Source organism: Providencia sp. PROV_01, from assembly GCF_053098325.1.
Genome location: NZ_JBRFKD010000002.1, coordinates 2208790 through 2229962, shown reverse-complemented (window position 1 = coordinate 2229962; position 21173 = coordinate 2208790). Strand labels below are relative to the sequence as shown.

At 40.5% G+C, this 21173-nt stretch carries 16 protein-coding genes; 2 read left to right on the top strand and 14 right to left on the bottom strand.

From position 1 onward, the window contains the following. Positions 1-36: 36 nt before the first annotated feature. The 5 genes from ACU696_RS10780 to ACU696_RS10760 are packed head-to-tail and all read right to left on the bottom strand — an operon-like array spanning position 37 to position 6215. Positions 37-1776: an acetyl/propionyl/methylcrotonyl-CoA carboxylase subunit alpha gene (locus ACU696_RS10780; RefSeq protein WP_209102147.1), complete on the bottom strand. Its 1740-nt coding sequence runs from the start codon at positions 1774-1776 to the stop codon at positions 37-39. A 16-nt stretch (positions 1777-1792) separates the two neighbouring features. Next, complete coding sequence (locus ACU696_RS10775; protein WP_164528676.1) at positions 1793-3367, bottom strand: 5-oxoprolinase subunit B/C family protein; 1575 nt, start codon at positions 3365-3367, stop codon at positions 1793-1795. A 9-nt stretch (positions 3368-3376) separates the two neighbouring features. Further along, the gene (locus ACU696_RS10770; RefSeq protein WP_004912159.1) at positions 3377-4183 is read right to left on the bottom strand and encodes a putative hydro-lyase; all 807 of its coding nucleotides are present in this window, start codon (positions 4181-4183) and stop codon (positions 3377-3379) included. After that, the gene (locus ACU696_RS10765; protein ID WP_109911569.1) at positions 4180-4959 is read right to left on the bottom strand and encodes a LamB/YcsF family protein; all 780 of its coding nucleotides are present in this window, start codon (positions 4957-4959) and stop codon (positions 4180-4182) included. The genes ACU696_RS10770 and ACU696_RS10765 overlap by 4 nt, the downstream gene beginning before the upstream one ends. A gap of 14 nt (positions 4960-4973) precedes the next feature. Continuing rightward, entirely contained in the window at positions 4974-6215 is a 1242-nt protein-coding gene (locus ACU696_RS10760) for an NRAMP family divalent metal transporter (RefSeq protein ID WP_004912166.1), read from the bottom strand. 408 nt (positions 6216-6623) lie between these two features. On the opposite strand from ACU696_RS10760, the gene ACU696_RS10755 reads away from it, so the two are divergent. Continuing rightward, positions 6624-7286: a GntR family transcriptional regulator gene (locus ACU696_RS10755; protein WP_196718739.1), complete on the top strand. Its 663-nt coding sequence runs from the start codon at positions 6624-6626 to the stop codon at positions 7284-7286. Positions 7287-7851: 565 nt separating this feature from the next. Beyond that, the gene (gltP, locus tag ACU696_RS10750) at positions 7852-9159 is read left to right on the top strand and encodes a glutamate/aspartate:proton symporter GltP (RefSeq protein WP_109911568.1); all 1308 of its coding nucleotides are present in this window, start codon (positions 7852-7854) and stop codon (positions 9157-9159) included. 534 nt (positions 9160-9693) lie between these two features. On the opposite strand, the gene lpxL is transcribed toward gltP, so the two are convergent. The 9 genes from lpxL to ACU696_RS10705 form a co-directional block, all read right to left on the bottom strand. Then, entirely contained in the window at positions 9694-10617 is a 924-nt protein-coding gene (lpxL, locus tag ACU696_RS10745; protein WP_109911567.1) for an LpxL/LpxP family Kdo(2)-lipid IV(A) lauroyl/palmitoleoyl acyltransferase, read from the bottom strand. A gap of 969 nt (positions 10618-11586) precedes the next feature. Then, the gene (locus tag ACU696_RS10740; RefSeq protein WP_447343104.1) at positions 11587-12363 is read right to left on the bottom strand and encodes a hypothetical protein; all 777 of its coding nucleotides are present in this window, start codon (positions 12361-12363) and stop codon (positions 11587-11589) included. Continuing rightward, on the bottom strand, positions 12363-13814 hold the full coding sequence (locus tag ACU696_RS10735) for a glycerophosphodiester phosphodiesterase family protein (RefSeq protein ID WP_447343103.1): 1452 nt from the start codon (positions 13812-13814) through the stop codon (positions 12363-12365). Before ACU696_RS10735 ends, ACU696_RS10740 begins: the two co-directional genes overlap by 1 nt. A gap of 61 nt (positions 13815-13875) precedes the next feature. Beyond that, positions 13876-16350, bottom strand: a complete 2475-nt coding sequence (locus ACU696_RS10730; protein ID WP_447343102.1) for a host specificity factor TipJ family phage tail protein — start codon at positions 16348-16350, stop codon at positions 13876-13878. Further along, on the bottom strand, positions 16337-16729 hold the full coding sequence (locus ACU696_RS10725; protein WP_447343101.1) for an NlpC/P60 family protein: 393 nt from the start codon (positions 16727-16729) through the stop codon (positions 16337-16339). The genes ACU696_RS10730 and ACU696_RS10725 overlap by 14 nt, the downstream gene beginning before the upstream one ends. After that, positions 16729-17196 (bottom strand): DUF1833 family protein, encoded by a 468-nt coding sequence (locus tag ACU696_RS10720; RefSeq protein WP_447343100.1) that lies wholly within the window; start codon positions 17194-17196, stop codon positions 16729-16731. Before ACU696_RS10720 ends, ACU696_RS10725 begins: the two co-directional genes overlap by 1 nt. Then, complete coding sequence (locus ACU696_RS10715) at positions 17193-17678, bottom strand: hypothetical protein (protein ID WP_349495883.1); 486 nt, start codon at positions 17676-17678, stop codon at positions 17193-17195. The genes ACU696_RS10720 and ACU696_RS10715 overlap by 4 nt, the downstream gene beginning before the upstream one ends. 8 nt (positions 17679-17686) lie before the next feature. Beyond that, entirely contained in the window at positions 17687-20548 is a 2862-nt protein-coding gene (locus tag ACU696_RS10710) for a tape measure protein (protein WP_447343099.1), read from the bottom strand. 101 nt (positions 20549-20649) lie between these two features. Continuing rightward, entirely contained in the window at positions 20650-21165 is a 516-nt protein-coding gene (locus ACU696_RS10705) for a hypothetical protein (protein WP_447343098.1), read from the bottom strand. Positions 21166-21173: the final 8 nt, after the last annotated feature.

The following is a 21173-nucleotide window of genomic DNA, read 5'->3' as shown; positions in this document are numbered from 1 at the left end:
GCTAACTCCTTTAGCTCAAACTAAACAGGCACCAAATTAAATAATTTCAGCTATTGGGCTCTCTGCTTCAACAAAATCCCCTTTAATAGCCCCGTGTTTCAATGTTCCGGCTCGGTGTGCAACAATTTGCACTTCCATTTTCATTGCTTCCATTACACCGATTACATCCCCTTTTGAAACATTATTTCCCTGAGGGATCAGCCAATTAAACAATATCCCAGAGATGGGGGCATTGACCGCATCAGGATTGTGGACCTTCTGAGGCGCAGAATGCGCTGCTACGGAGTTATTACCTGAAAAACGAGAAAACAATTGAGTGGGTAAACCTAACTCGCAACGCTTTCCATCGATTTCAATGAAAGTACGTGTTATCTCAGGGTCCGATAATGGAATTTGCCGTTTTGCCGGTGGAATTTCCACATTAAATTCGGTCTCTATCCAACGCGTATGTACACTAAAATTATCACAAAAATCAGTTTGTTCCATTACTGCACGGTGGAATGGTAAAACTGATGCAACACCTTCAATAGTAAATTCAGCCAATGCACGGCGTGCACGCGAAATAGCTTGCTCTCGAGTACGACCCACTACAATTAATTTCGCCATTAACGAATCAAAGGTGCCCGGTATTGTTGTTCCAGCCATTACGCCACTGTCAACACGCACTCCAGGCCCCGATGGTGCATCAAAAACGGTAATGGTGCCAGGGGTCGGTAAAAACCCGTTTCCAGCATCTTCAGCATTAATACGAAATTCAAAAGCATGCCCTCGTGGGATCGGCATCTCCTTAATACTTAAAGGTAAGCCTTCTGCAATTCGTAACTGCTCAATCACCAAGTCAATACCTGCGGTTTCCTCTGTGACTGGGTGCTCAACTTGTAAGCGCGTATTCACTTCTAGAAATGACAGCGTTCCATCTTGGCTTAACAAAAATTCAACGGTTCCTGCTCCAACATAACCTGCTTTACGGCAAATATCGGTAGAGGCTTGAATAATTTGTTGTTGTTGACTTTCGGATAAAAAAGGTGCTGGCGACTCTTCAACCAGTTTCTGATTACGACGCTGCAGTGAACAGTCACGGGTTCCCACCACCAGCACGTTGCCATGCGTATCCGCAATAACTTGTGCTTCAATGTGCCGAGGGTTATGCAAAAACTGTTCAATAAAGCATTCACCACGACCAAATGCCGCGGTCGCTTCACGTACAGCCGAATGATAAAGCTCTTCAACTTCATGGAGTTGCCAAGCGACTTTGAGCCCTCTACCTCCACCACCAAACGCAGCCTTAATGGCAATAGGCAAACCATGTTGATGGGCAAATTCGAGGACTTCTTGTGCGCTATTCACCGGGTCTTTTGTGCCAACCACTAGCGGTGCGCCGACCTGTATTGCAATATGACGAGCCTGAACCTTATCGCCTAATATATCAATACTGTTTGCGCTAGGCCCAATCCAGATTAACCCTGCGGCTTCAACTGCACGCGCAAACTCAGCCCGTTCAGATAAAAAACCATATCCTGGATGCACCATCGTCGCACCTGATTGCTGAGCGAGACTAATCAGCTTTTCAATATTCAAATAACTCTCTGTGGGGGAATTTCCTCCAAGCCCGTAGGCTTCATCCGCCATTTTGACGTGGAGTGCATCAATATCGCTATCCGCATAAACGGCAACAGACTGAAAACCATAATCACGACATGCACGGATAATACGAACTGCGATTTCGCCTCGATTAGCAATCAATACTTTATGGTTTTTGTTATTATTCATGTTCATAAGCACAATGGCTCCCTTACAATGCTTTAAATTCACCGAGTGGATTAAAACGTATTTTGGCATTCACCGGGATTTGTCCTGCTAAATCCAAATGGTATTCACATACCGCGCCAATAACGGGATAACCGCCAGTTAAAGGGTGGTCGTTGAGAAACAAAACGGGCTGGCCATTTGCTGGCACTTGAATAGCCCCAATGCAAGTCCCTTCACTCGGTAGCTCCTGTAATTGTTCGCGTTCTAACGGTTTTTCACTCAATAAGCGCAGACCTATACGGTTTGATGACGCAGTGACTTGCCATAATTGATTCGTTAGTTGCTCAACGGCTTGTTTTGTAAACCAATCCGTTCGAGGTCCCAATACCACATCCAAAACCACTATGTCGCTTTCAGCGGGATAATCAAAAATAGGTGTTTCATACAATGAAACGGCTAATGAAGACGAATTGGTGTTAACCGTTAATGTTTGGCCTGCTGTAATTGGGGCTGGACCAACTTGCGCTAACGTATCAAACGAACAACTCGATAAAATAGGTTCTATGTTAAAACCACCCCGCACAGCAAAATAGCTACGTACACCTTTGTTCGGCCGGCTTAGTTTAATGGTGTCGCCTTTTGCTAAATGAATTGGTTGATAAGTATTAACTTGATATTGTTCGTGTTCTGCCGTGATAACGTCAATAACACAAGGCGCTCCAGTCACTGCAACAATAAGGTCTTTGTGTACCTGAGCCTTAAACCCACCTTGTGTTATCTCTAAAGCGGGTGAGTCTGATTCATTCCCCACAATACGGTTTGCACTACGCAATGCCGATTTATCCATACTGCCTGATTCTGAAATACCTAATGCCGATTGGCCAATACGCCCTAAATCTTGAAATAAAACCTGTAACCCCGTCGTTAAAACGGTTAAATCAGCAGTGGTACTCTCAGGTTTAGTTTCACTTTCTACTTTAGTTGGCAAGCTATAGCTAATCTGACTTTTCGTTGCATCAACAAAGTTGACCCGCGTTCCTGCCTGAACTAACGCAGGTTCAGGTCGATTGATATCCCACATTAATAGCTCAGTCACACCAATCAACTGCCATCCGCCAGGGCTAGCTTGTGGATAGACACTGCTAAACTCTCCCGCTAATGCAACAGAACCCGCAGGAATGCGCACCCTTGGTGATTGACGCCTTGGAACATTCAAATTAGCGCCTTTCGAAACCATGTAACCAAAACCTGGGGCAAAACCGCTAAATGCAACCTGAAATTCATTTTCTGTATGACGACGTATAACTTCAGCGGTGGATATACCTAAATGCAATGCAACATCGGATAAATCCTCCCCATTATAATGAACAGGGATAGTGACCAATTTGCTGGCCTTGCCGACGACACTTGACACATCCCTAAGCGAAATCTTTTCAACCAAATCATTTACATCAATCTTGATCGGGTTATAGCGAATTAAAATCGTCCTTGCTGCTGGCGTAATTTCGTCAATCCCATAAATTGGCATTTCTGTTAATGAATCAGTCAATGCCATTGTTTGTTCAAGACTTTCTAACTCCACCATAAAGGCACTTAAATTGACGGGTAAAAATCTCAATTGGCACCTCTATATATGATATGCGGCATCGGGTACATCCGTAATAAACATGTAACCAGGTGCATGGCTTAATGCGAAAGGAACCCCTGATTTCATCACTGCCGCTTGAGGCGTTACGCCGCAAGCCCAAAAAACGGGGATTTCCCCCTCTTCGATACGAACCGCATCACCGAAGTCAGGTTGCATAATGTCAACAATACCTAATTGTTCTGGTGCACCAATATGAACAGGCGTGCCATGCACTGCAGGAAACCTGCCAGTAATACTCACAGCATCCGCTACTCGATTTGCAGGTATTGGTCGCATTGAAACCACTAGCTCCCCTTGTAAACGCCCAGCTGGGCGACAAAGGTGATTAGTTTTATACATCGGAACATTGGATTTATCGGTGATATGCCGTACATCAATACCGGCTTCAATCATTGGTGTTTCGAAAGTAAAACTGCAACCAATTAAAAAAGTCACTAAATCAGGATATTGTTGGTAAATCGATGTCGCATCCGTAATTTCAGCGGTTAACTGACCATTTTCCCACACACGGTAACGTGGAATATCAGTACGTAAATCAGCACCTTCAGCTAAAACAGTTTGCCAACTCCCTGCTTCGCATACGTCCAAAACAGGGCAGCTCTTTGGATTACGCTGAGCATATAATAAAAAATCAAATGCCCAATCGCGTGGCAATGCAATCATGTTGGCTTGAGTCATGCCCGGAGCAAGGCCAGCTGTTGGTTTGTCATATCCTTCGCGGATAGCAAGGCGTGCAAGACGAGCGGCTTCAATGGCCTGCTGTGATGCCTTCATTAGCGGTGTCATTCGCGGTCTCCTTTATGAGCAAAACCATAAATTTCAATACCTTGTTTCTCTAGAATAGCGCGTACCTGTTTTGCCATTTCAAGAGCGCCAGGACTATCGCCATGAACACAAATTGACCCCGCGTCAACCGGTGTAAATTTTCCATCAATTGACATCACACCGTCCTCCATGACCAATTGCAACATGCGGTCTGCGACTATCTGTGGGTCATGTAATACAGAGCCGGCTAATTTTCGAGATACTAATGTACCATCGCTGTTATAAGCTCTATCAGCAAAAGCTTCTGCGACGACATTTAAGCCACATTCTCTCGCCCACTCAATTAATGGCGATCCTGCTAATGCGACTAATATCAGCTGCTTATCAATGGCTAATATCGCATCAATCACCGCCATAGCTTGACGTTTATCATGAGCAATCGTGTTATACAATGCTCCATGGGGTTTAACATATAAAACTTGTGTTCCTGCTGCGGTTGCTAACCCTTGTAATGCACCAATTTGATAAATCACGTCCGCAGTTAATTCATTTGATGCAATATCCATATTACGTCGACCAAATCCCACTAAGTCGGGATAACCAACATGAGCACCAACAGCAACACCATTTTCCTTCGCTGCTTTAAGGGTTTTTAATATCCCTTCTGGCGAACCCGCATGAAAACCGCAGGCAATATTGGCACTACTAACAACAGGAAGAATGGCGGTATCGTTCCCCATTTCCCATTGCCCAAAACTCTCCCCAAGGTCGCTATTTAAATCAATTTGCTTTCTCATGGCTTCTCCTTGAGTTATTTCAGATAATTAAAGATTGCACCGACAGACATTGCGCCCATATACCAAGTGAGTGCACACGTCACAACACCAGACCATAATAGCCAACGTGGATAATGGTAACCTGACATTAAATCTGAGCGTTTCCAGCCGATATAAACAAATAAAGTTAAACCAATAGGTAAAATTAGCCCATTGAAACCACCGGCAAAAACCAATAATGCCGCAGGGGCTGTTCCCATAAATAAATAGACAATCAGAGAGACTGCAATAAATATGATAGTTGCGACATTACGTTGCCTTTCTGTGATAGAAGACTTAAATGCCGTTAAGAAGCTCATTGAGGTATACGCTGCACCAATCACACTGGTAAGTGCTGCAGCCCATAGAATTAAACCGAAGATACGTAAACCAAAATTACCCGCAGCTGCCTGAAATGCTTGCGATGCTGGGTTAGCCGCATGTCCAGAAATATCAATAGTCACACCACTTGCAACTACACCTAAGATAGCCAAAAATAAAATGTAACGCATCAACCCAACAACTAAGATACCTTTTGTCGCAGCGCTAGAAACAACTTTAATGTTTTCAATACCTACTGCGCCTTTATCCAATAAGCGATGAGCGCCTGCATAACAGATATACCCCCCAACAGTGCCCCCAACAATGGTGGTTATCATGGCAAAATCAACCGTGTCCGGTAGTACGCTTTGGCGTAATGCCTCACCAACAGGCGGATTTGATGCAATAGCGACAAATAACGTTAAGCCAATCATCACTACACCTAATCCAATAATTAACCTATCAATAAATGTGCTGGCCTTACGGGAAGAAAAAATATAAATGGCTAATAGTGCGCTAATCAAACCACCCCATTTCGGGTCTAAGCCAACTAAGGCATTAAGCCCTAACCCTGCACCTGCAATATTGCCAATATTAAAAATTAGCCCGCCAAAAATAACTAATATAGCAAGTAAATAACCACTCCCAGGAATTGTGGCATTCGCAATTTCGGATGAGTGCATTTTAGTCAGGGTAACAACTCGCCATATGTTCTGCTGAACAATGAAGTCAATCACAATAGACGCTAATATCCCGAAGGCAAAAGCGGCTCCTAATGTCACGGTAAAAGTAGCCGTTTGTGTGATAAACCCAGGCCCAATGGCAGACGTTGCCATTAAAAAAATTGCGCTTATCAGTGATGAACGGCGGCTTTTCACATATTCAGCCGTAGTTGGTGCACTTTCTTGAGCGGCCATGTGCATACTCCTCTAATAGTTATTGTTTTAATTATTGATGTAGTTGTTGATGTCACAATCACTAAGGCAATTATCGTGCCATTGTTCTACTTGTTACCTATATTGTTAATTCATTTTTAATGAATTGTTGAACAATTAGTATTAAATGATGAATAAACAATCAATAAAAATCGTAATTGCTCGTTTAAAAATCAAGACGAGATCACTTTTTTAACAATTTTCACTGCACATGCATATTGCTTATCGACTAGTTCGCACCAAGTTGGTGCGATAAATTTATAATTTCACTATTTTTGTGCAAATACATGAAATGGGATGATGAGTAAAAAAGAAAGGAAACTTGCTGCCATAACTTGAATATGTGAATATAACGAATTATTACCCCTGAGACTAAAATTAGCCTTTATTATGAAAAAACAATCTGTTGCACAAACTTTATCTGTCACTATTGCAGAAGTTATACGTTATAAGATAACAGTTGGGGAGATCACGCCGGGTCAGCGCTTATCTGAAGCAACATTAAGTGAAGAACTCGATATCTCTCGCAACACATTGCGAGAAGTATTTCGCGTACTTACGCAGGAAGGTTTGTTAACTTATGCTCCAAATAAGGGTGTATTTGTCTCAGTCCCTGATATGGCCGCCATTATCGATATCTACCAAGTTCGCCGGCTTATTGAGTGTGATGCGTTAACTCATGCATATGCCTTGCATCCATCAGTTCATAAAATGAAAGAGGCTGTTCAAAAAGCTCGTGAACATGAAAAGACCGAGAACTGGGTCGGTGTAGGTACTGCAAATATGAAATTTCATACTGCCATTGTCGAGTTATCCGACAGCGAGCGTTTAATTAAATTATACCGTAATGTGTCAGCTGAATTACGACTGGCCTTTGGTCACCTCAATGACCCTAAAATTTTGTATGCTCCCTATATTGATAAAAACCACTCTATTCTTAACTTATTAGATTCTGGCCAAAATTTAGATGCGGCTAATATGTTGCGTAATTACTTAGACCTTTCTGAACGCACATTACTCGCTGCACTTAAACGGAAACAATCTGCTCTTTGAATTATTTAAAGTTTAATTTGTCTATTATTAAATTTCTCTATTCTTCACTAATTTCATTACATAAATTTTAGTGATAAATCATTTATCGCAATAACTTTTATATTTTAATAATGCTTCATTATCTAGCCATAATTTTATTAGATTAAATTCTATTTTTTGTTAACTAATTAAATAGAATGATTTAAACATAAAATCACATTCAGAAACCTTTCCAATGAAAATAATACTTTTAGTGGCTATTTTTCACTCTATTTAGTTTTATCGGCGAAAAACAAGCACTACAACAAACCATTTCATTAACAAATTTAAAACATTTACTCCATTTACTTTAAATATTAATTTACCTTCAAAACTCACCTAAAATTCACATTCATATATAATATTTAACATAAAACGTTATTATCATATAATAATTTAACAAAACAAACAAATTGATATAAATTACACATTGGAATTACTCAAATTTATCGAGTTAATAGTTGTAGTTTTCTCGAATATTCGATATAAAATTTATGATAATAAAAAGACATACATAAGAATTATTAATATAAAATGAGATTTCATTATGACATTAAACCAAGTGACTAAAAAAAAACCGTTTAAATTTGGCCTAGGATGGCAAATATTGGTTGCTCTTATTTTGGGCGTTATTGCTGGTGCGCTTTTACATGATAATACAGAGTACAAAGATTGGTTGATTTTAAATATTCTATCCCCGGCTGGTAAAATATTTATTCAGTTAATCAAGATGATTGTTGTTCCTATTGTAATATCAACCCTAATTGTTGGAATAGCAGGCGTTGGTAATACCAAGCAACTAGGCTCTCTCGGTTTTAAAACTATTCTTTATTTTGAAATTATTACTACAATTGCCATTATCGTCGGTATCTCTTTTGCCAATATATTCCAACCAGGTGTTGGTATTGACATGTCGCAATTAACTCAAGTCGATATTTCACAATATGAAAAAACTACCCAAGAAGTTGAAAGCCACCCTTCCGGGATCATTAATACGATCCTCACTTTAGTTCCAAGTAATATTTTTGCAGCGATGGCGAGTGGTGATATGCTCCCCGTCATCTTTTTTGCTGTATTATTTGGCTTAGGGCTTTCTTCTTTACCATTAGAGAAAAAACAACCATTACTCAATGTATTACAGACTTTCTCTGAAACAATGTTCCGCGTAACAAATATGATTATGATGTATGCTCCAATCGGGGTTTTCGCATTAATATCCGTTACCGTTGCTAACTTTGGTTTCTCATCATTAGTTCCTTTATTGAAACTGGTTATACTCGTCCACTGTGCAATTATATTTTTTGCGGTTGTTGTATTAGGATTAGTTGCCCGTTATTGTCGAATTAATATTTTCACTTTGATGAAAATATTAAAAGATGAATTGTTACTCGCTTATTCGACGGCCAGCTCTGAAACCGTACTTCCTCGTATTATGGATAAAATGGAAAAATACGGAGCGCCTAAGTCTGTAACAAGCTTTGTTATTCCAATTGGTTATTCATTTAACTTAGATGGCTCGACACTATACCAAAGTATTGCCGCTATTTTTATAGCCCAACTTTATGGTATAGAACTCTCCATTGGGCAAGAACTTATCTTAGTATTTACTCTTATGATCACTTCTAAAGGTATTGCTGGTGTCCCAGGTGTTTCATTTGTTGTTCTTCTTGCCACGCTAGGAAGTGTAGGGATTCCATTAGAAGGGTTAGCATTCATCGCAGGTGTTGACAGAATTCTAGATATGGCACGTACGGCACTTAATGTGGTAGGTAATGCCCTAGCCGCTCTGGTTATTGCCAAATGGGAACATAATTATGACGATAAAAAAGCTCGAGAATATGAAAATAGTTTTTAGTTTATTCTAAAGTAACTCTATAATAGAATTGCCTTCGATTAATATCGTTATTGAAGGTAGTTCTATTTTTACGCAATAAATGATCAGTTATTTGTTAAATATTTTTAAATTAGATATTTTTACTTATTAAGCGTAATATATTTCACATTTTTGTAATATTTTATATACAAACTGGTATTTTATAATTAGCGTTACTACACAGAATAAAACTTTTTAATTAACTACTCTTTTTGTTAGCCAAAGCAGGAAACAATGAATCAAATAAGAAGATTTCTTTTGTTTTTAAAGGTACTCCAACACCTAATGGTAATTTTTATATTTTCATTATCATACTTTATGCTACACAGCTGGTTCTAACAAAAAAATCCGTACTAAACAAGACTATAACTTATGATTAAAACGAGATAAAAGGTTTATTTATCTCGTTTTATATTATGAGTCTAAAAAAACTATAATACAAAAAGGGTTATCAGTAAAAAGCCAACTAATTCCTTTTAATCACGATTGCCTTTACTGCTATAGATAAATATAAAGCTAACTATAAAGTGACACTTCCCCTTCCGGCCTAGTTTTAAACCGTCGATGAGCCCAAAGATATTGTTCTGGCGCTTTCATAATTTCCATCTCTAAAACCGAGTTAATTGCTGTTGCATCCTGTAATGCATTACAACTTGGGTACTTAGGTATTTCTTTTCCCAGTATCAAATCATAATTAGCACCACTCTTATTTCTCAATAATGTTACTGTGAGTGTTGGTGATTTAGATAATTGAGCAAGTATTGATGTTCCCTTTGAGGTGGAACTATTTTTAACAGAAAAAAATGGCGCAAATATCGTCCCTTTTCGTCCAAAATCTTGGTCGGGTGCAAACCATATGGACTTACCATTTTTTAACTCTTGAACCATAAATTTCAAATTTTTACGGTCAATCATTCCTTTACCTGAACGGCACCGTCCCTTTGTTTGAATATATTCCATCGCTTTATTATTATGCGGCCGATACATTGCATTAACAGGGAAACAAAGGCCCATAATCCGACCACCTAACTCAAGTGACATAAAATGAACCCCAACAATTATTACACCTTTGTTTTTCGCAATCGCATCTAAATAATTAGACATTCCTTTTACTTGAAAGAGCTTTTTAACTCTTTTATCGCTCCAAAACCAGGCAATTCCAGTTTCAAATAATGCGATCCCCAAAGATTTTAGGTTATCATTTACCAGAATATCTATTTCATTTTTATTTTTGTCCGGAAAACACAACTCTAAGTTTCGTTTAATTATTGATACTCTTCTTTTAATAAAATACCGCGAATTGATACCTAAAAAAGCACCTAACGATATCTGCCATTTATAAGGTAATTGAACCAATAAAAATAAGATAAAAACCCCCATCCATGTTACTAAGTACTTCGGATGGACCAATTTCAGTGAAAATGGGTTTTTGGCGTACATTATATCTCCCAATACTTCGCCTTTGCAGAATGCACGCTATTTTAGACAATATTTAGTCTTTTAAATTCAACATGATTACTACAACAAAATGGGTTTTCACCCACAACTAGCTGAATATCCTTAAAATTCATCTTCTACTTAAGTAGATAACGGTCGGATAACCTTTTCAAAACTATTAAGCAATATTTGATTTTTAGTATGCCAATTAATCAGCAGCTCTGCCGGATTCCTTTTTCCTCTTCAGAACGATACGCCGATTAAACTAAAAACGTAATCACTTAAACAGTAGTGAACTGACAAAATTATCACATATATGGGTTAATTAATCTCATTATTAATATGCATTTTTGTCATTTTACGGATTATTTTGCTTATATTTGTCAATTTAGTCGCTATTTTTAGCAACTTGATGCCATCAACCATAGACTACTATGAGAAAAAATAAGATCAGTAAATTCGCCTAAGATTGTAGCCACTTATAGAGTGGATAGCTCCTCCTATTATAGGAATACCCTAACCACCCTTCACTATTCTCATCACCAGTTCTGTCGTTAACCCGAATATCCATCTGAGATTTTAATTTCATCTCAGCCATATCTACTCTCTCATTGTTTTAAAATCATTTGAGTGGTGATGTTCTTGATGTACTTATCAGCAACTAGAAGGGGTAAAATGACATGAATTACAAACAAGAAAAAACCCGTTATCTGGTTGAGAGATAACGGGTTCTTATTTGGTGCCGGCTACCGGAGTCGAACTGGTGACCTACTGATTACAAGTCAGTAAGTTAATCATTAACCATATGATTTAAAAGCATTTCACCATTCGCAAACGTGCCATGCTTGCAATCTTTGACATTCAATGTCGGATCCTTTCCTTTTTATGTGTCACAAATATGGCACGCACATCAAATCCCCTCTCATTTTTGTGTCACAATTTCGGCACAGCTCGTCACAACAACTCTCGCATCTATACAATGCTAGCTCTGACGATAACTCTAGACTCAATAGCCTTGGCGTCTGGTGTGTAACTACCGCCAGATAGGCTCCAAAAACGAATTAAGGCTTTTCTCGTTGAGGGTTCATAGCTGACAACTCTAGGCTCATAATGAGTGTTGGGAGTGAAAACATTATGCGCTGTAATTAGTGGGAGAATTCCATTGTGTGTTGATTCTACTCTTGATAGTAATAATACATTATCAAACTCAATCTCTAATCCTTGAGTTGTCAAATTCATTGATGCTATACCAGAGTTTGCAAATGAATTGTTTAACTCGACAGTCCCGTTATTCAGTGTTATGTATCCGTACGCAACATCACGCAAAGAACCAACCGATGATTTTTCAATATCAACTTTACACCACAGAACATCTGCATCAGCAGTGTCAGCGCCTGTGCACCCAATCTTAATAAAGATGTATTTCCCTGCGTTAGAATCTAGCTTTACAGTATGAGCAATAGATATCTCATGAAGTCCGTGTCTGCTTGTTCTTTGCTGATTGAAGTCAGATGCTCCCCAGTACATTTCGCTCGTAATAATAGATAAAGAACCGGAGTTTACATTAACCAGCGCAGAAACAGTGATAGTATCTCCGGCTGACACTTGCACGCATTTATAGATGTACGCTGTGCTTGTTGTGTCATTGTCGGTGATTTTTACTGACCCATCTGTGTTTTTATTCACAGCGCCAGTGCCTGTAGTCAATACATCCCATTTATTTGGAAGTGGCGATATTGCTAAGTTCATTATTTATTCTCCCAACCGCGGTCTGAAATTATATTTCTTACTCCTGCTTCGAGTGCTTTTTTGATATCTAGCTCCATGTCCCTCGACGTGTAGCAGATAACATCACCACCAAGCGCTCTGATTAGCTTAACGGTTTCTTTATATTGTGGGGTTATCCCGTTTGTGTTTGTCTGAATAATTACATTTTCGAAGTCCTTGTATATCCACACCACATCCGATGGAGTGTTTAAGTTTGCGAATGAATAACTGATTACAATCTGCTTGCTTACTTCACGAATAAGTAAAGCTTCTTTTAGTGTAGTGACTTGAACGTGTGCAAACGACTCACATCCTGCATCAACAATCATTTGCACGCCAGTGAGAAAATCTTCCACCTCCTTCCCTGTTCGCTTGTATTTAAGTTCAACCGTAAAGTTAACGCCATTCTCAGCAGCCCATTTCAAGAACTCAGAGAAACGAGGTATGCGCACTGAGTTTTCAAATCGAGTGCCAATCAGTCTTTTTAGTTTCAAACTATCCATATAGCTTGAGGTTAAATCACGTACATACCCTGTTCCGTTTGTTAAATCCGATACGAACGCATCGTGAAATACATACCAAACTCCATCAGCTGACATACACCCATCAAGTTCAACTCCGTGTGCTCCGTTCTCGATTGCTTGACTAAATGCATACATAGTATTTTCAGCTACGCCTCGCTGACCACCACGGTGAGCCCATATACGTAATTCATCAGGGGTTTCAACTGGACTAAGGCGTATTGCAATATTACCGTTTGCAAGCTCTAAATCTCCAAATTCAGTAGGGTATGATGTTATTTTATAACCTTTGGTTTCAGGTCTTACCCCAGCAGTAGAAACTATTCGATATTCAGCGCCTCCCCCATCTCCTTTAAATCTCAGACCTAACGTTTTAACTAAAACCCCGGAATCAATTGGCTCTGTGATTAAATGATTCACGGTATCAAAATACAAAGGGATTCTTTCTACTGTACTATTCAGCACATTTACTAATGGCCTTAGTGCAGCATCACCAACACTAACCCAAGCACCTTTACCTATACCGCCTGTAGATTCAGGGGTCGAACCAGCTAGAACTTGCTTAGGCAAATCACCATCCCAGCGGTAATATTCACCTGTAGTTTCATCACGAAGAATTTGATTACGTTGAGTTAATTCATTATTCGGTAAATCAGCGCCTTGTTGGAAGCTATCGATAGTAATATAACCAGCCGCGACAATAGCTGTATTCATATCGACTTTAAATTTCTCGACCAACTCTTTGAATAACCACTCCATACCCGCAGCTGTTAAATGGCAATTACCAAAGCGGTCAATGTACTTATGTTCTAATGATGTGGCCCATATATCTAATAATCCTGAGTTAAAGAAAAGGTTTTTGATATCACTACTTGGAACTGGCTCTTGTGTTGGCTTTACATTTTGTCTCATGCTTATTTTTTCCAATAAAAAAGCCAGCTCTAATGGCTGGCTTGTTGGTTAATGATTGCTGTTATGCGTTATAGTCGGCTTTTGCGTCGAAATATTCGGTTGCAGTTATTGTGTAGCGTTCGCCACCAAGTGGGCGCTTATCTGTAATGACCCACTTGATGTTTTCGAGTTCAACTGATGCTGCTATCACATATCTAGAAGGGGATTGTTTCTGATATCCATCGTATAGATTGAGTTCTATATCTTCTGGTACACTTGCAATAAAGCCGAACTCGGTATCATTCCGAGGCTCCGCTTTAAACTTCTGCGTTGTGTAGCCCATAGAATCAGTGAGATACACCCACATTTCATCATCAAATTTAATCTTTTCACTGGTTGTGAACACCTCTCCTTTTCGTTCCGTGATATATCCTGCTTGCTGGTTTGAATCGTAAGTATCCGCTATCAGTACCATGTCTGATGGGTACACATTCCCACCATCTGCAAGGGTTGTCAGGCTGATACTTGTTCGCTGATGAATAAGTCGGTTAGCTTCTAACAGCACCCTATCCATTGCTTGGTAACGATTTCGGCAACCTTGCAAAACAATCTTATTCGGCGTGCGTGATAGCCCTTCCGTAATTCCGTTTTCATCAACTCGAAAACGGATATAGTCTTTCTTATTGCGAACAGGTTCGACATATTCCAACTCAATCCCGTCATAACCACTTGGCATCGACATGTCATACGATATCTTCATGTCGTTACCTGTGATGTTTGAACGGTTAAAAGTAGTCATCGGGAATTCACTGGACTGTTCACGCGAGAATGTGAGGACTGCATTGTCGAAATAAGCTGTCACTCGTGCAGCATTACAGATAGTTTCGATGCGTTGTCCAAGAGAAATATCCTCGTCATCAAATGTGTAATCAAAGTATCCTAGGCGTTCATCAGGCAAGCTATCGTAAATTCGATACAGCCCGTCAATGTCGATATTCTTCTCGCTTTCACCTGCGGTAATTAGCCAAGCGTGCAGCACTGCATCTGCAAAGCTTCGTGATGGCCTGAGCGTATAATCAACTTGCTTTGATACTCGGTCATACGAAATAACCATACGCGTGGCCAATAAGTTATATTTACGCTCTCTGGCTCCTGTGGGTGCTTCAGTGGCTCTCACAGACACATTAACTATTGTGTCATTCTCAAAAACGACATTCTCACGCACTCTGACAATATGAGCGTTTTCGATTTTCATGATACTCTGGTCGCTGCTGTTATTGCGTCGAGTTAGCTGCACAGCGTAACGTCCACGGCCTGAATTAAGCGGCACCTTGTCTGTTTTGTAATAAACTCGCGCGCCGTTGTTGGCGCTTAGCGCAGTATTGAAGCTTTGACGAGTGCCAACTATTTCCTCGTTATCCGTGTTTATCTTCCAGATTTCAACAGTTGCATTGCAATTATCACCCCCACCAAGTTGTGCCTGTAAGTGAATCCACATCTGGTCGCCGTCAACAGGCGAAAAGAACGGGCCCACTGTTAAAAACTGATTGTCATACAGAATGAATTTTGTCGTATTCACTACTGCATTCGGTGGAAGTTGAGCTAAATCAGTACCACTTAGGTTAGTAAAGAAGAATTCGTAATATTCAACTGGGTTAATCAATGAACCGTCATCACTCTCTTTTGCATCAACTAACTGAGCGTCTATTTTTACATCTTTAGTTACCGAACCCTGTGGCGTGTCGTAACTTACATTCACTGTCATTGAAATAGAGCGAGGCTTTGTCAGCTCGTAGAAGTATTCAAACTCATCTTGCTTAACGATTTTTATCGCCGCTTCACCACCTTTTATCTCGCCAGAAACGACCTCGTTTGCTGTTGCTGTTTGCTGCGGGATATCCTTACTTTCGTTGGGGCCCGGCAATTCTTGTCCGTCGATATCGGGGAACTCGAAACCTTCGTTAATCAGCGGGATAACTTCTTTTGGCCTATATATCTTGTAGCTAGCCCCTGCCATTGCTGTAAAATCAGACTCAGCAAATCGGATACTTTCAGTTTTATATTCTCCAATGCCGATGTTTAGCCACTCGGTAACCGTTTTGAGGTTGTTGTTGTACTCAAACATTGACTGCTGAATGAGGTCAGGAAATGCCCTTACTTGACCGTGTATCTCTGGTCTTGCCTGATATGCCCTTGCAACGTTTGTTTGCCCTGTGAGTCGGTTATTCGGGCTGTCTTTAACATTCGACTCCGCAGCAGAAAATGACGGCGTTTTTGGCGCGAGAAACGAGAATACTTTTGTAACCAAATTAAAAACTGGATTCAGAATATCGCCAATGACACTTTTTGGTTGGTCGAACACTTGAATAAAGTGAGTCGGTGTTATCTCAAAATCTAACTCGTCATCTTCTTGCAGCTCACGCCCGTTAACGAGAATGACAATGTCACTATGCAACTGCTGATGCACTAGGAAATCGCTATAAAAAAAAGAGCCGACTTTTAAATCGACTCTTTCTTTCGGTATTCCAGCCACTCGCTGAATTTCAACTATCGGCATATTTCATAAACTCCAATTTCGTGAATTTCTTCTCAAGCACAATGAGCCTGTCCATTCTTACGGCACCATTCTCGCCGCGACTATGAAATGCATTGCCATCGATGATTAAGCCAATGTGGGATGGCTGAGAGCCGCGATAGCCAATGAATATCCCGTCACCTACTGGATGCTCAGTGTGCTGCCAAAACTCGACCTCATTCTCATAGCAAGTTACAAAGTCATGGTCCGATTCGTAGCCAGCATCATGATGAATTTCTGTACCTAGTACGTACCTAAAATATAAGACCACCAATCCCCAGCAATCACACGCTTCAAACGTACACGCACGATTCTTCCACGGCTTGCCTATCATCTTGTTTATGAATTCATTTCTCGTCATTAAACAGTCTCCAAGCCTGTGAACTCTTCCATCGTGTATATTCTGCCAACGTTCTTATTCAGCGGGTTATTCATTGACAGCGTGACAGTGACCGATTCGGCATCAAGTGAGCAGTCTTTCACGTACAGCGACCATTCGCTTATCGAGTTATCTTTGTCGGCTGAATCAAACAATCTAAACGTTGCGATAATTGGCTTCATTCGAGTGTTTGACCGCCATAACTTGAGCTGCTGCTTAAAGTCCTGCGCTACTCGACTGAACTTAACCGAAGCATCGATAATCGGCGTTTTGCTCTGCTGGCTTTCAGCGAGTTCAAAGTTACACGGCTGATACTCAACACCGCCCAATACTTTAGGCTCTATCTGCAAGCTGACTAAATGAATGTTTCCGAATGAATCATGGGAGAACTGGATGGTTTCGTAGAATGTACGCATCGGTCGTTGCGCTCTGTACTCTCTTAACTTCATTTATCCCCCTTACATCTCGGTAGGCGTTCGGTGACGACGATATCGAGCAGGCCCCATTCTTCAGGCAATAACTCGACAATCAAGTCTCCGAACTCATCATCTGTATTGTTCAGTTTTCGGCAAATAATGCTTCCTGTCCATGTCACCACGCCAGCAACTATCGAGGTCTGCACTGGCATTTGAACGAAGTGAACTATTTGCTCTTGCAGTCCACTGCCGCCCAAATCAATCTCCATGCGAAACCAACGCTTACCGTTATCAAGATAGTTAGGGCTTCGCAACCATTGAGCAAAGCGCCTTTCCTGCTCTCGCCTCAATACCCACCGCACACTCCAAACGGTTTTTAAATCATCCGTCAAAGGTTGGAAGATAGGAGCGCCAACCTGTGGCTGGTCAGTCCTAAATCCCGTGTCGATGGTCATGTTTTTGTCTGCCCTAATCGGCAATGGCATACCGCGAGGGTAATCAATAATTTCGTCCATCGTTACCTCTATCCGAGTCTGGTTGTTGCTGTGGTATTTTGAATTATCGAGCGATGCATAGGCCCCTTCTCATGCATGTCAGTTAGAAACGCTTGGACGGTCAATGTGTCGCCATTTTGCGTTGCTTCGGCTTCAAATCGGTGATTACCTGATGAATGGTCGTTAAATATAATATTCAAATTGATATTTTTGTTACCGCCCGCCTTATCCGCAGGAATAACCTTCCCTGACTTATTAGGAATGAAAGCCTGTTTTCCGTCGTAAGTCTGGAATATCTCAGATTCACCCGATTCATTAATACGGTAAGTATTGCCGCCTGATACGTTACCGCCGTAGCGACGACCGCCGTAATTAACACCTCTTACAGCATTAACCAGTTGGGAGCCTGCCGCCATTGCTTGCGCTATTGCTGGGATATTTGCAGGCCAAGGCATTGCAAGAGCATTACCGATTGCCGTTTGAAGGTTTAACGATGCTTGAGCAATTGCAAACGCTTTACTAACAGCAAACAACGCTTTATACGCTGCATTTGACTCGCCTACCGCATCACCGAACGCTCCAGCAAGTGAACTCGCAAACTCAGACGTGGAACCAAGAAGACCAGCCATATTGTTTTTGTATTCATCTTGCTCTTGCTTGAGTATTCTTTCGCGATCATATGTTGCTTGCTGCATGATTGCGGTTTTAGCATCCTCATACAGTTGAGCGTTTTCAGTATCAATAAGCCGATACTTTTCTAAAGCTTCTAACTTTTGCTGTTCCTGTAGGTTTATCTGAGCGAGTGGGTCTTCTGCTGTATCGGTGTAAGGATTTTCAGCAACCTTGGCAGCGGCTATCTCTTGATTGGCGTACTTTCTTCCCTGTTCAGCTTGAGCTAGGTTTCTTACCGCTTCCTCCATCTTCCAGATAGCTTCTGCTTTTTTCTCCGCTAATGCTATTTGTTCTGGAGTAGCCTTTGCGCCTAGTGACTGTACTGCATCGTATTTAGCCATTTGCAAGGAGTTTTCTTCGTAACCCTGACTTAGTCTGGCAAGCCTTTCCTGTAAGCGTTGAAGTGAATCACCTGCTTCATCTGTGGTTTTTGCAGATGATTTCGCGCTGCTAGTTCTTTCCCTTTCAGCTTGAGTTAAGTCATAATTAGCTGTTGCCTCAGCAATCAATAATTTCCTTTGTTTTGGGTTACTGGTGACTTTATCGGCTTCCATTTCAGCTTTTCTGATTGCACGTAAGCGCCCATCTTTTATCCTAAGCAGCTCATTTTGTTCTTGTAAATTCAAAATGGCTTTTTTCCCGTCATCAGTTTCGGGGTTGTCACGCATTTCGCTGTTCAGTCTAGCTTTCTCATCAGCAGCAGCTTTTATTTTTTTCTGCAACGCGCCAATCGCCGCCCCCATTTTACCAGCAACGCCAGATGCACTATTCATGGCATCATATAGGTCTTTATTTCTATCTGTTAGCTCTTGGGTTGCATCTGATACATATTTAGTAGTTCTAGCTAGCTTATTTTGAGCCTCTTCTAATTCCTTAGTTTTGATAGCTATATCACGCTGAATTTTTTCTAGGTTTTTTGACCTATTTTGATATTCGGCTGTATTTCTCGCTGTATAACTGTAGTTATCTTGTAGTATTTCCAGCTCATCTTTAAGGCTTTGTATTGACACTTTTTGAGCATCAATGGACTTACTTGCCTCGGCAATATTACCCATCAAGGCAACATCAGACATATCTTTCATCTTATTTTTCAATTCTTCGATTGAATCAGCGAAAGCTAATGCCTCTTGTTTGGCTTCTTGACTTTTTTGATAGAAGTAAAATACTGCACTAGCGGCTAGAATTGCCGCACCTGCTGGCCCACCTATTAAGCCTAAAGCTGATTTAGCAGCCATTGACGCGGCAGCCATTTTCCCTTGTGCTGCTGCGTTTGCATATGTTGCCGCAGTATTCTTAATGATATTTTGTGTGGCTAAATACATTGCTCCAGCAAATCTACCCCCCATAATTGCGGCTACAGAAATTAAGACACCAGAAACTACATTCATATTTTCACTAATGGTGATAATTGCTGAGTTAAATACTGAAATTCCAGTTTGAACAGTGGTTGATTCACCAAAGAATTTTGTAAGGTTGTTGCCCGCAGTTTGAATTGATTGAGACATCGTTGCTGTTGTATTGGCAAATTCTTTACCAATGGAGTTGCCTTGTGAAAGTAACCCATTAACAACAACATCGGTTGTTAACTTTCCTTGCGCAGCCATAGCCCTAAGCTCTCCAATCCCAACCCCAAGAGAATCAGCTAAAGCGACCATTAATCGGCTACCTTGCTCAGCAACAGAGTTAAATTCTTCGCCGCGAAGAACGCCAGATGCAATACCTTGTGATAGCTGGATTATGGCGTTTTCAGCCTCTTGCGCTGTGGCTCCAGAAACAACAAACCCTTGGTTTATAATTGTTGTTAGCTTGATTAAATCAGCCGCTGACGTGTTGTATTCTCTTGTACCCCTTTCTAACCTTGCATACAAAGTAGCGGTACCATTCAAACTAGATCTTGTTTTTTGCGATATATCAAAAACTCGCTCCGTTACATCTGCAAGCTTTTCATTTTGTCGTATAGAGTTAGCTAATTTATTACTTAAATCAGTCCAAGCGTCTGCGTAATTGGCAACCGTACTAGCCGATAGCACAGAGCTAACCGCGATTGCAGCCTTTGAGAATGATAGTATTGACTTTTCTGTCGTATTAACCGACTTTGTTGTTTTGTTAAATCCTCTATCTAGTTCATCTAAGCTCTTTTCCGCCTTCTTATTTGAGACCAATAAGGCATCAGTATCGGCCTTGATTATGATTTCAATGTTACCTGCATTAATTGTCATAGCGACCTCTTTAAAAAAAGAAAGCCCATACAAATGTATGAGCCTTTAGCTAAAATAAAAAACCCCGCCATTTGGCAGGGTTATGGATTTGTTAATTTAAATTAATTTGCTTTCTCTACGTCATCAACAAATCTTTTTAACGCATAGTAAGCCTTGCTATCTTTTCCATTTGATACAATCACATCACTTATTTGCCCTTTTGATGTGTATACTCTTAACCTTGCATCAGATGCAGCAGTTATTGCCTTAATTAGACTAAAATCAACCAAAAAAGCTTGACTTGATTTTCGAACTGACGGAGAAAATGAATCAAAGTCAGAGTAGCCATCTTTTTTTGCTATCTTAAACTCTTTTCCATCAATCTTAATTTCAGCCGCGTTAATGGTTGTTATTTCATTAAATACACTAACGTACAAAATGGCTTTATCTTTATTTTTTGAATTCCATTGAGCGCCAAGACCGGTGCAGACGAATGATTGACAGTCATTACCATGCTCTTCAATCGATATCACAGTATTTCCATCATAGCTATCTTTACTTATGTTAGTTCCTAACCCTGTTTTATTAGAGCACCCACTTAATACTAGCAGCGCGGCAACAATAAATACCTTTTTCATGCATCCTC

What these genes read in the sequence shown, in the direction of transcription:
- ACU696_RS10780 (WP_209102147.1), bottom strand. Translation starts at nt 1,776, where the DNA reads ATGAACATGAATAATAACAAAAACCATAAAGTATTGATTGCTAATCGA.
- ACU696_RS10740 (WP_447343104.1), bottom strand. Translation starts at nt 12,363, where the DNA reads ATGAACTTAGCAATATCGCCACTTCCAAATAAATGGGATGTATTGACT.
- ACU696_RS10720 (WP_447343100.1), bottom strand. Translation starts at nt 17,196, where the DNA reads ATGAAGTTAAGAGAGTACAGAGCGCAACGACCGATGCGTACATTCTAC.
- ACU696_RS10735 (WP_447343103.1), bottom strand. Translation starts at nt 13,814, where the DNA reads ATGAGACAAAATGTAAAGCCAACACAAGAGCCAGTTCCAAGTAGTGAT.
- ACU696_RS10705 (WP_447343098.1), bottom strand. Translation starts at nt 21,165, where the DNA reads ATGAAAAAGGTATTTATTGTTGCCGCGCTGCTAGTATTAAGTGGGTGC.
- ACU696_RS10760 (WP_004912166.1), bottom strand. Translation starts at nt 6,215, where the DNA reads ATGGCCGCTCAAGAAAGTGCACCAACTACGGCTGAATATGTGAAAAGC.
- gltP (WP_109911568.1), top strand. Translation starts at nt 7,852, where the DNA reads ATGACATTAAACCAAGTGACTAAAAAAAAACCGTTTAAATTTGGCCTA.
- ACU696_RS10765 (WP_109911569.1), bottom strand. Translation starts at nt 4,959, where the DNA reads ATGAGAAAGCAAATTGATTTAAATAGCGACCTTGGGGAGAGTTTTGGG.
- ACU696_RS10715 (WP_349495883.1), bottom strand. Translation starts at nt 17,678, where the DNA reads ATGGACGAAATTATTGATTACCCTCGCGGTATGCCATTGCCGATTAGG.
- ACU696_RS10755 (WP_196718739.1), top strand. Translation starts at nt 6,624, where the DNA reads ATGAAAAAACAATCTGTTGCACAAACTTTATCTGTCACTATTGCAGAA.
- ACU696_RS10730 (WP_447343102.1), bottom strand. Translation starts at nt 16,350, where the DNA reads ATGCCGATAGTTGAAATTCAGCGAGTGGCTGGAATACCGAAAGAAAGA.
- lpxL (WP_109911567.1), bottom strand. Translation starts at nt 10,617, where the DNA reads ATGTACGCCAAAAACCCATTTTCACTGAAATTGGTCCATCCGAAGTAC.
- ACU696_RS10770 (WP_004912159.1), bottom strand. Translation starts at nt 4,183, where the DNA reads ATGACACCGCTAATGAAGGCATCACAGCAGGCCATTGAAGCCGCTCGT.
- ACU696_RS10725 (WP_447343101.1), bottom strand. Translation starts at nt 16,729, where the DNA reads ATGACGAGAAATGAATTCATAAACAAGATGATAGGCAAGCCGTGGAAG.
- ACU696_RS10710 (WP_447343099.1), bottom strand. Translation starts at nt 20,548, where the DNA reads ATGACAATTAATGCAGGTAACATTGAAATCATAATCAAGGCCGATACT.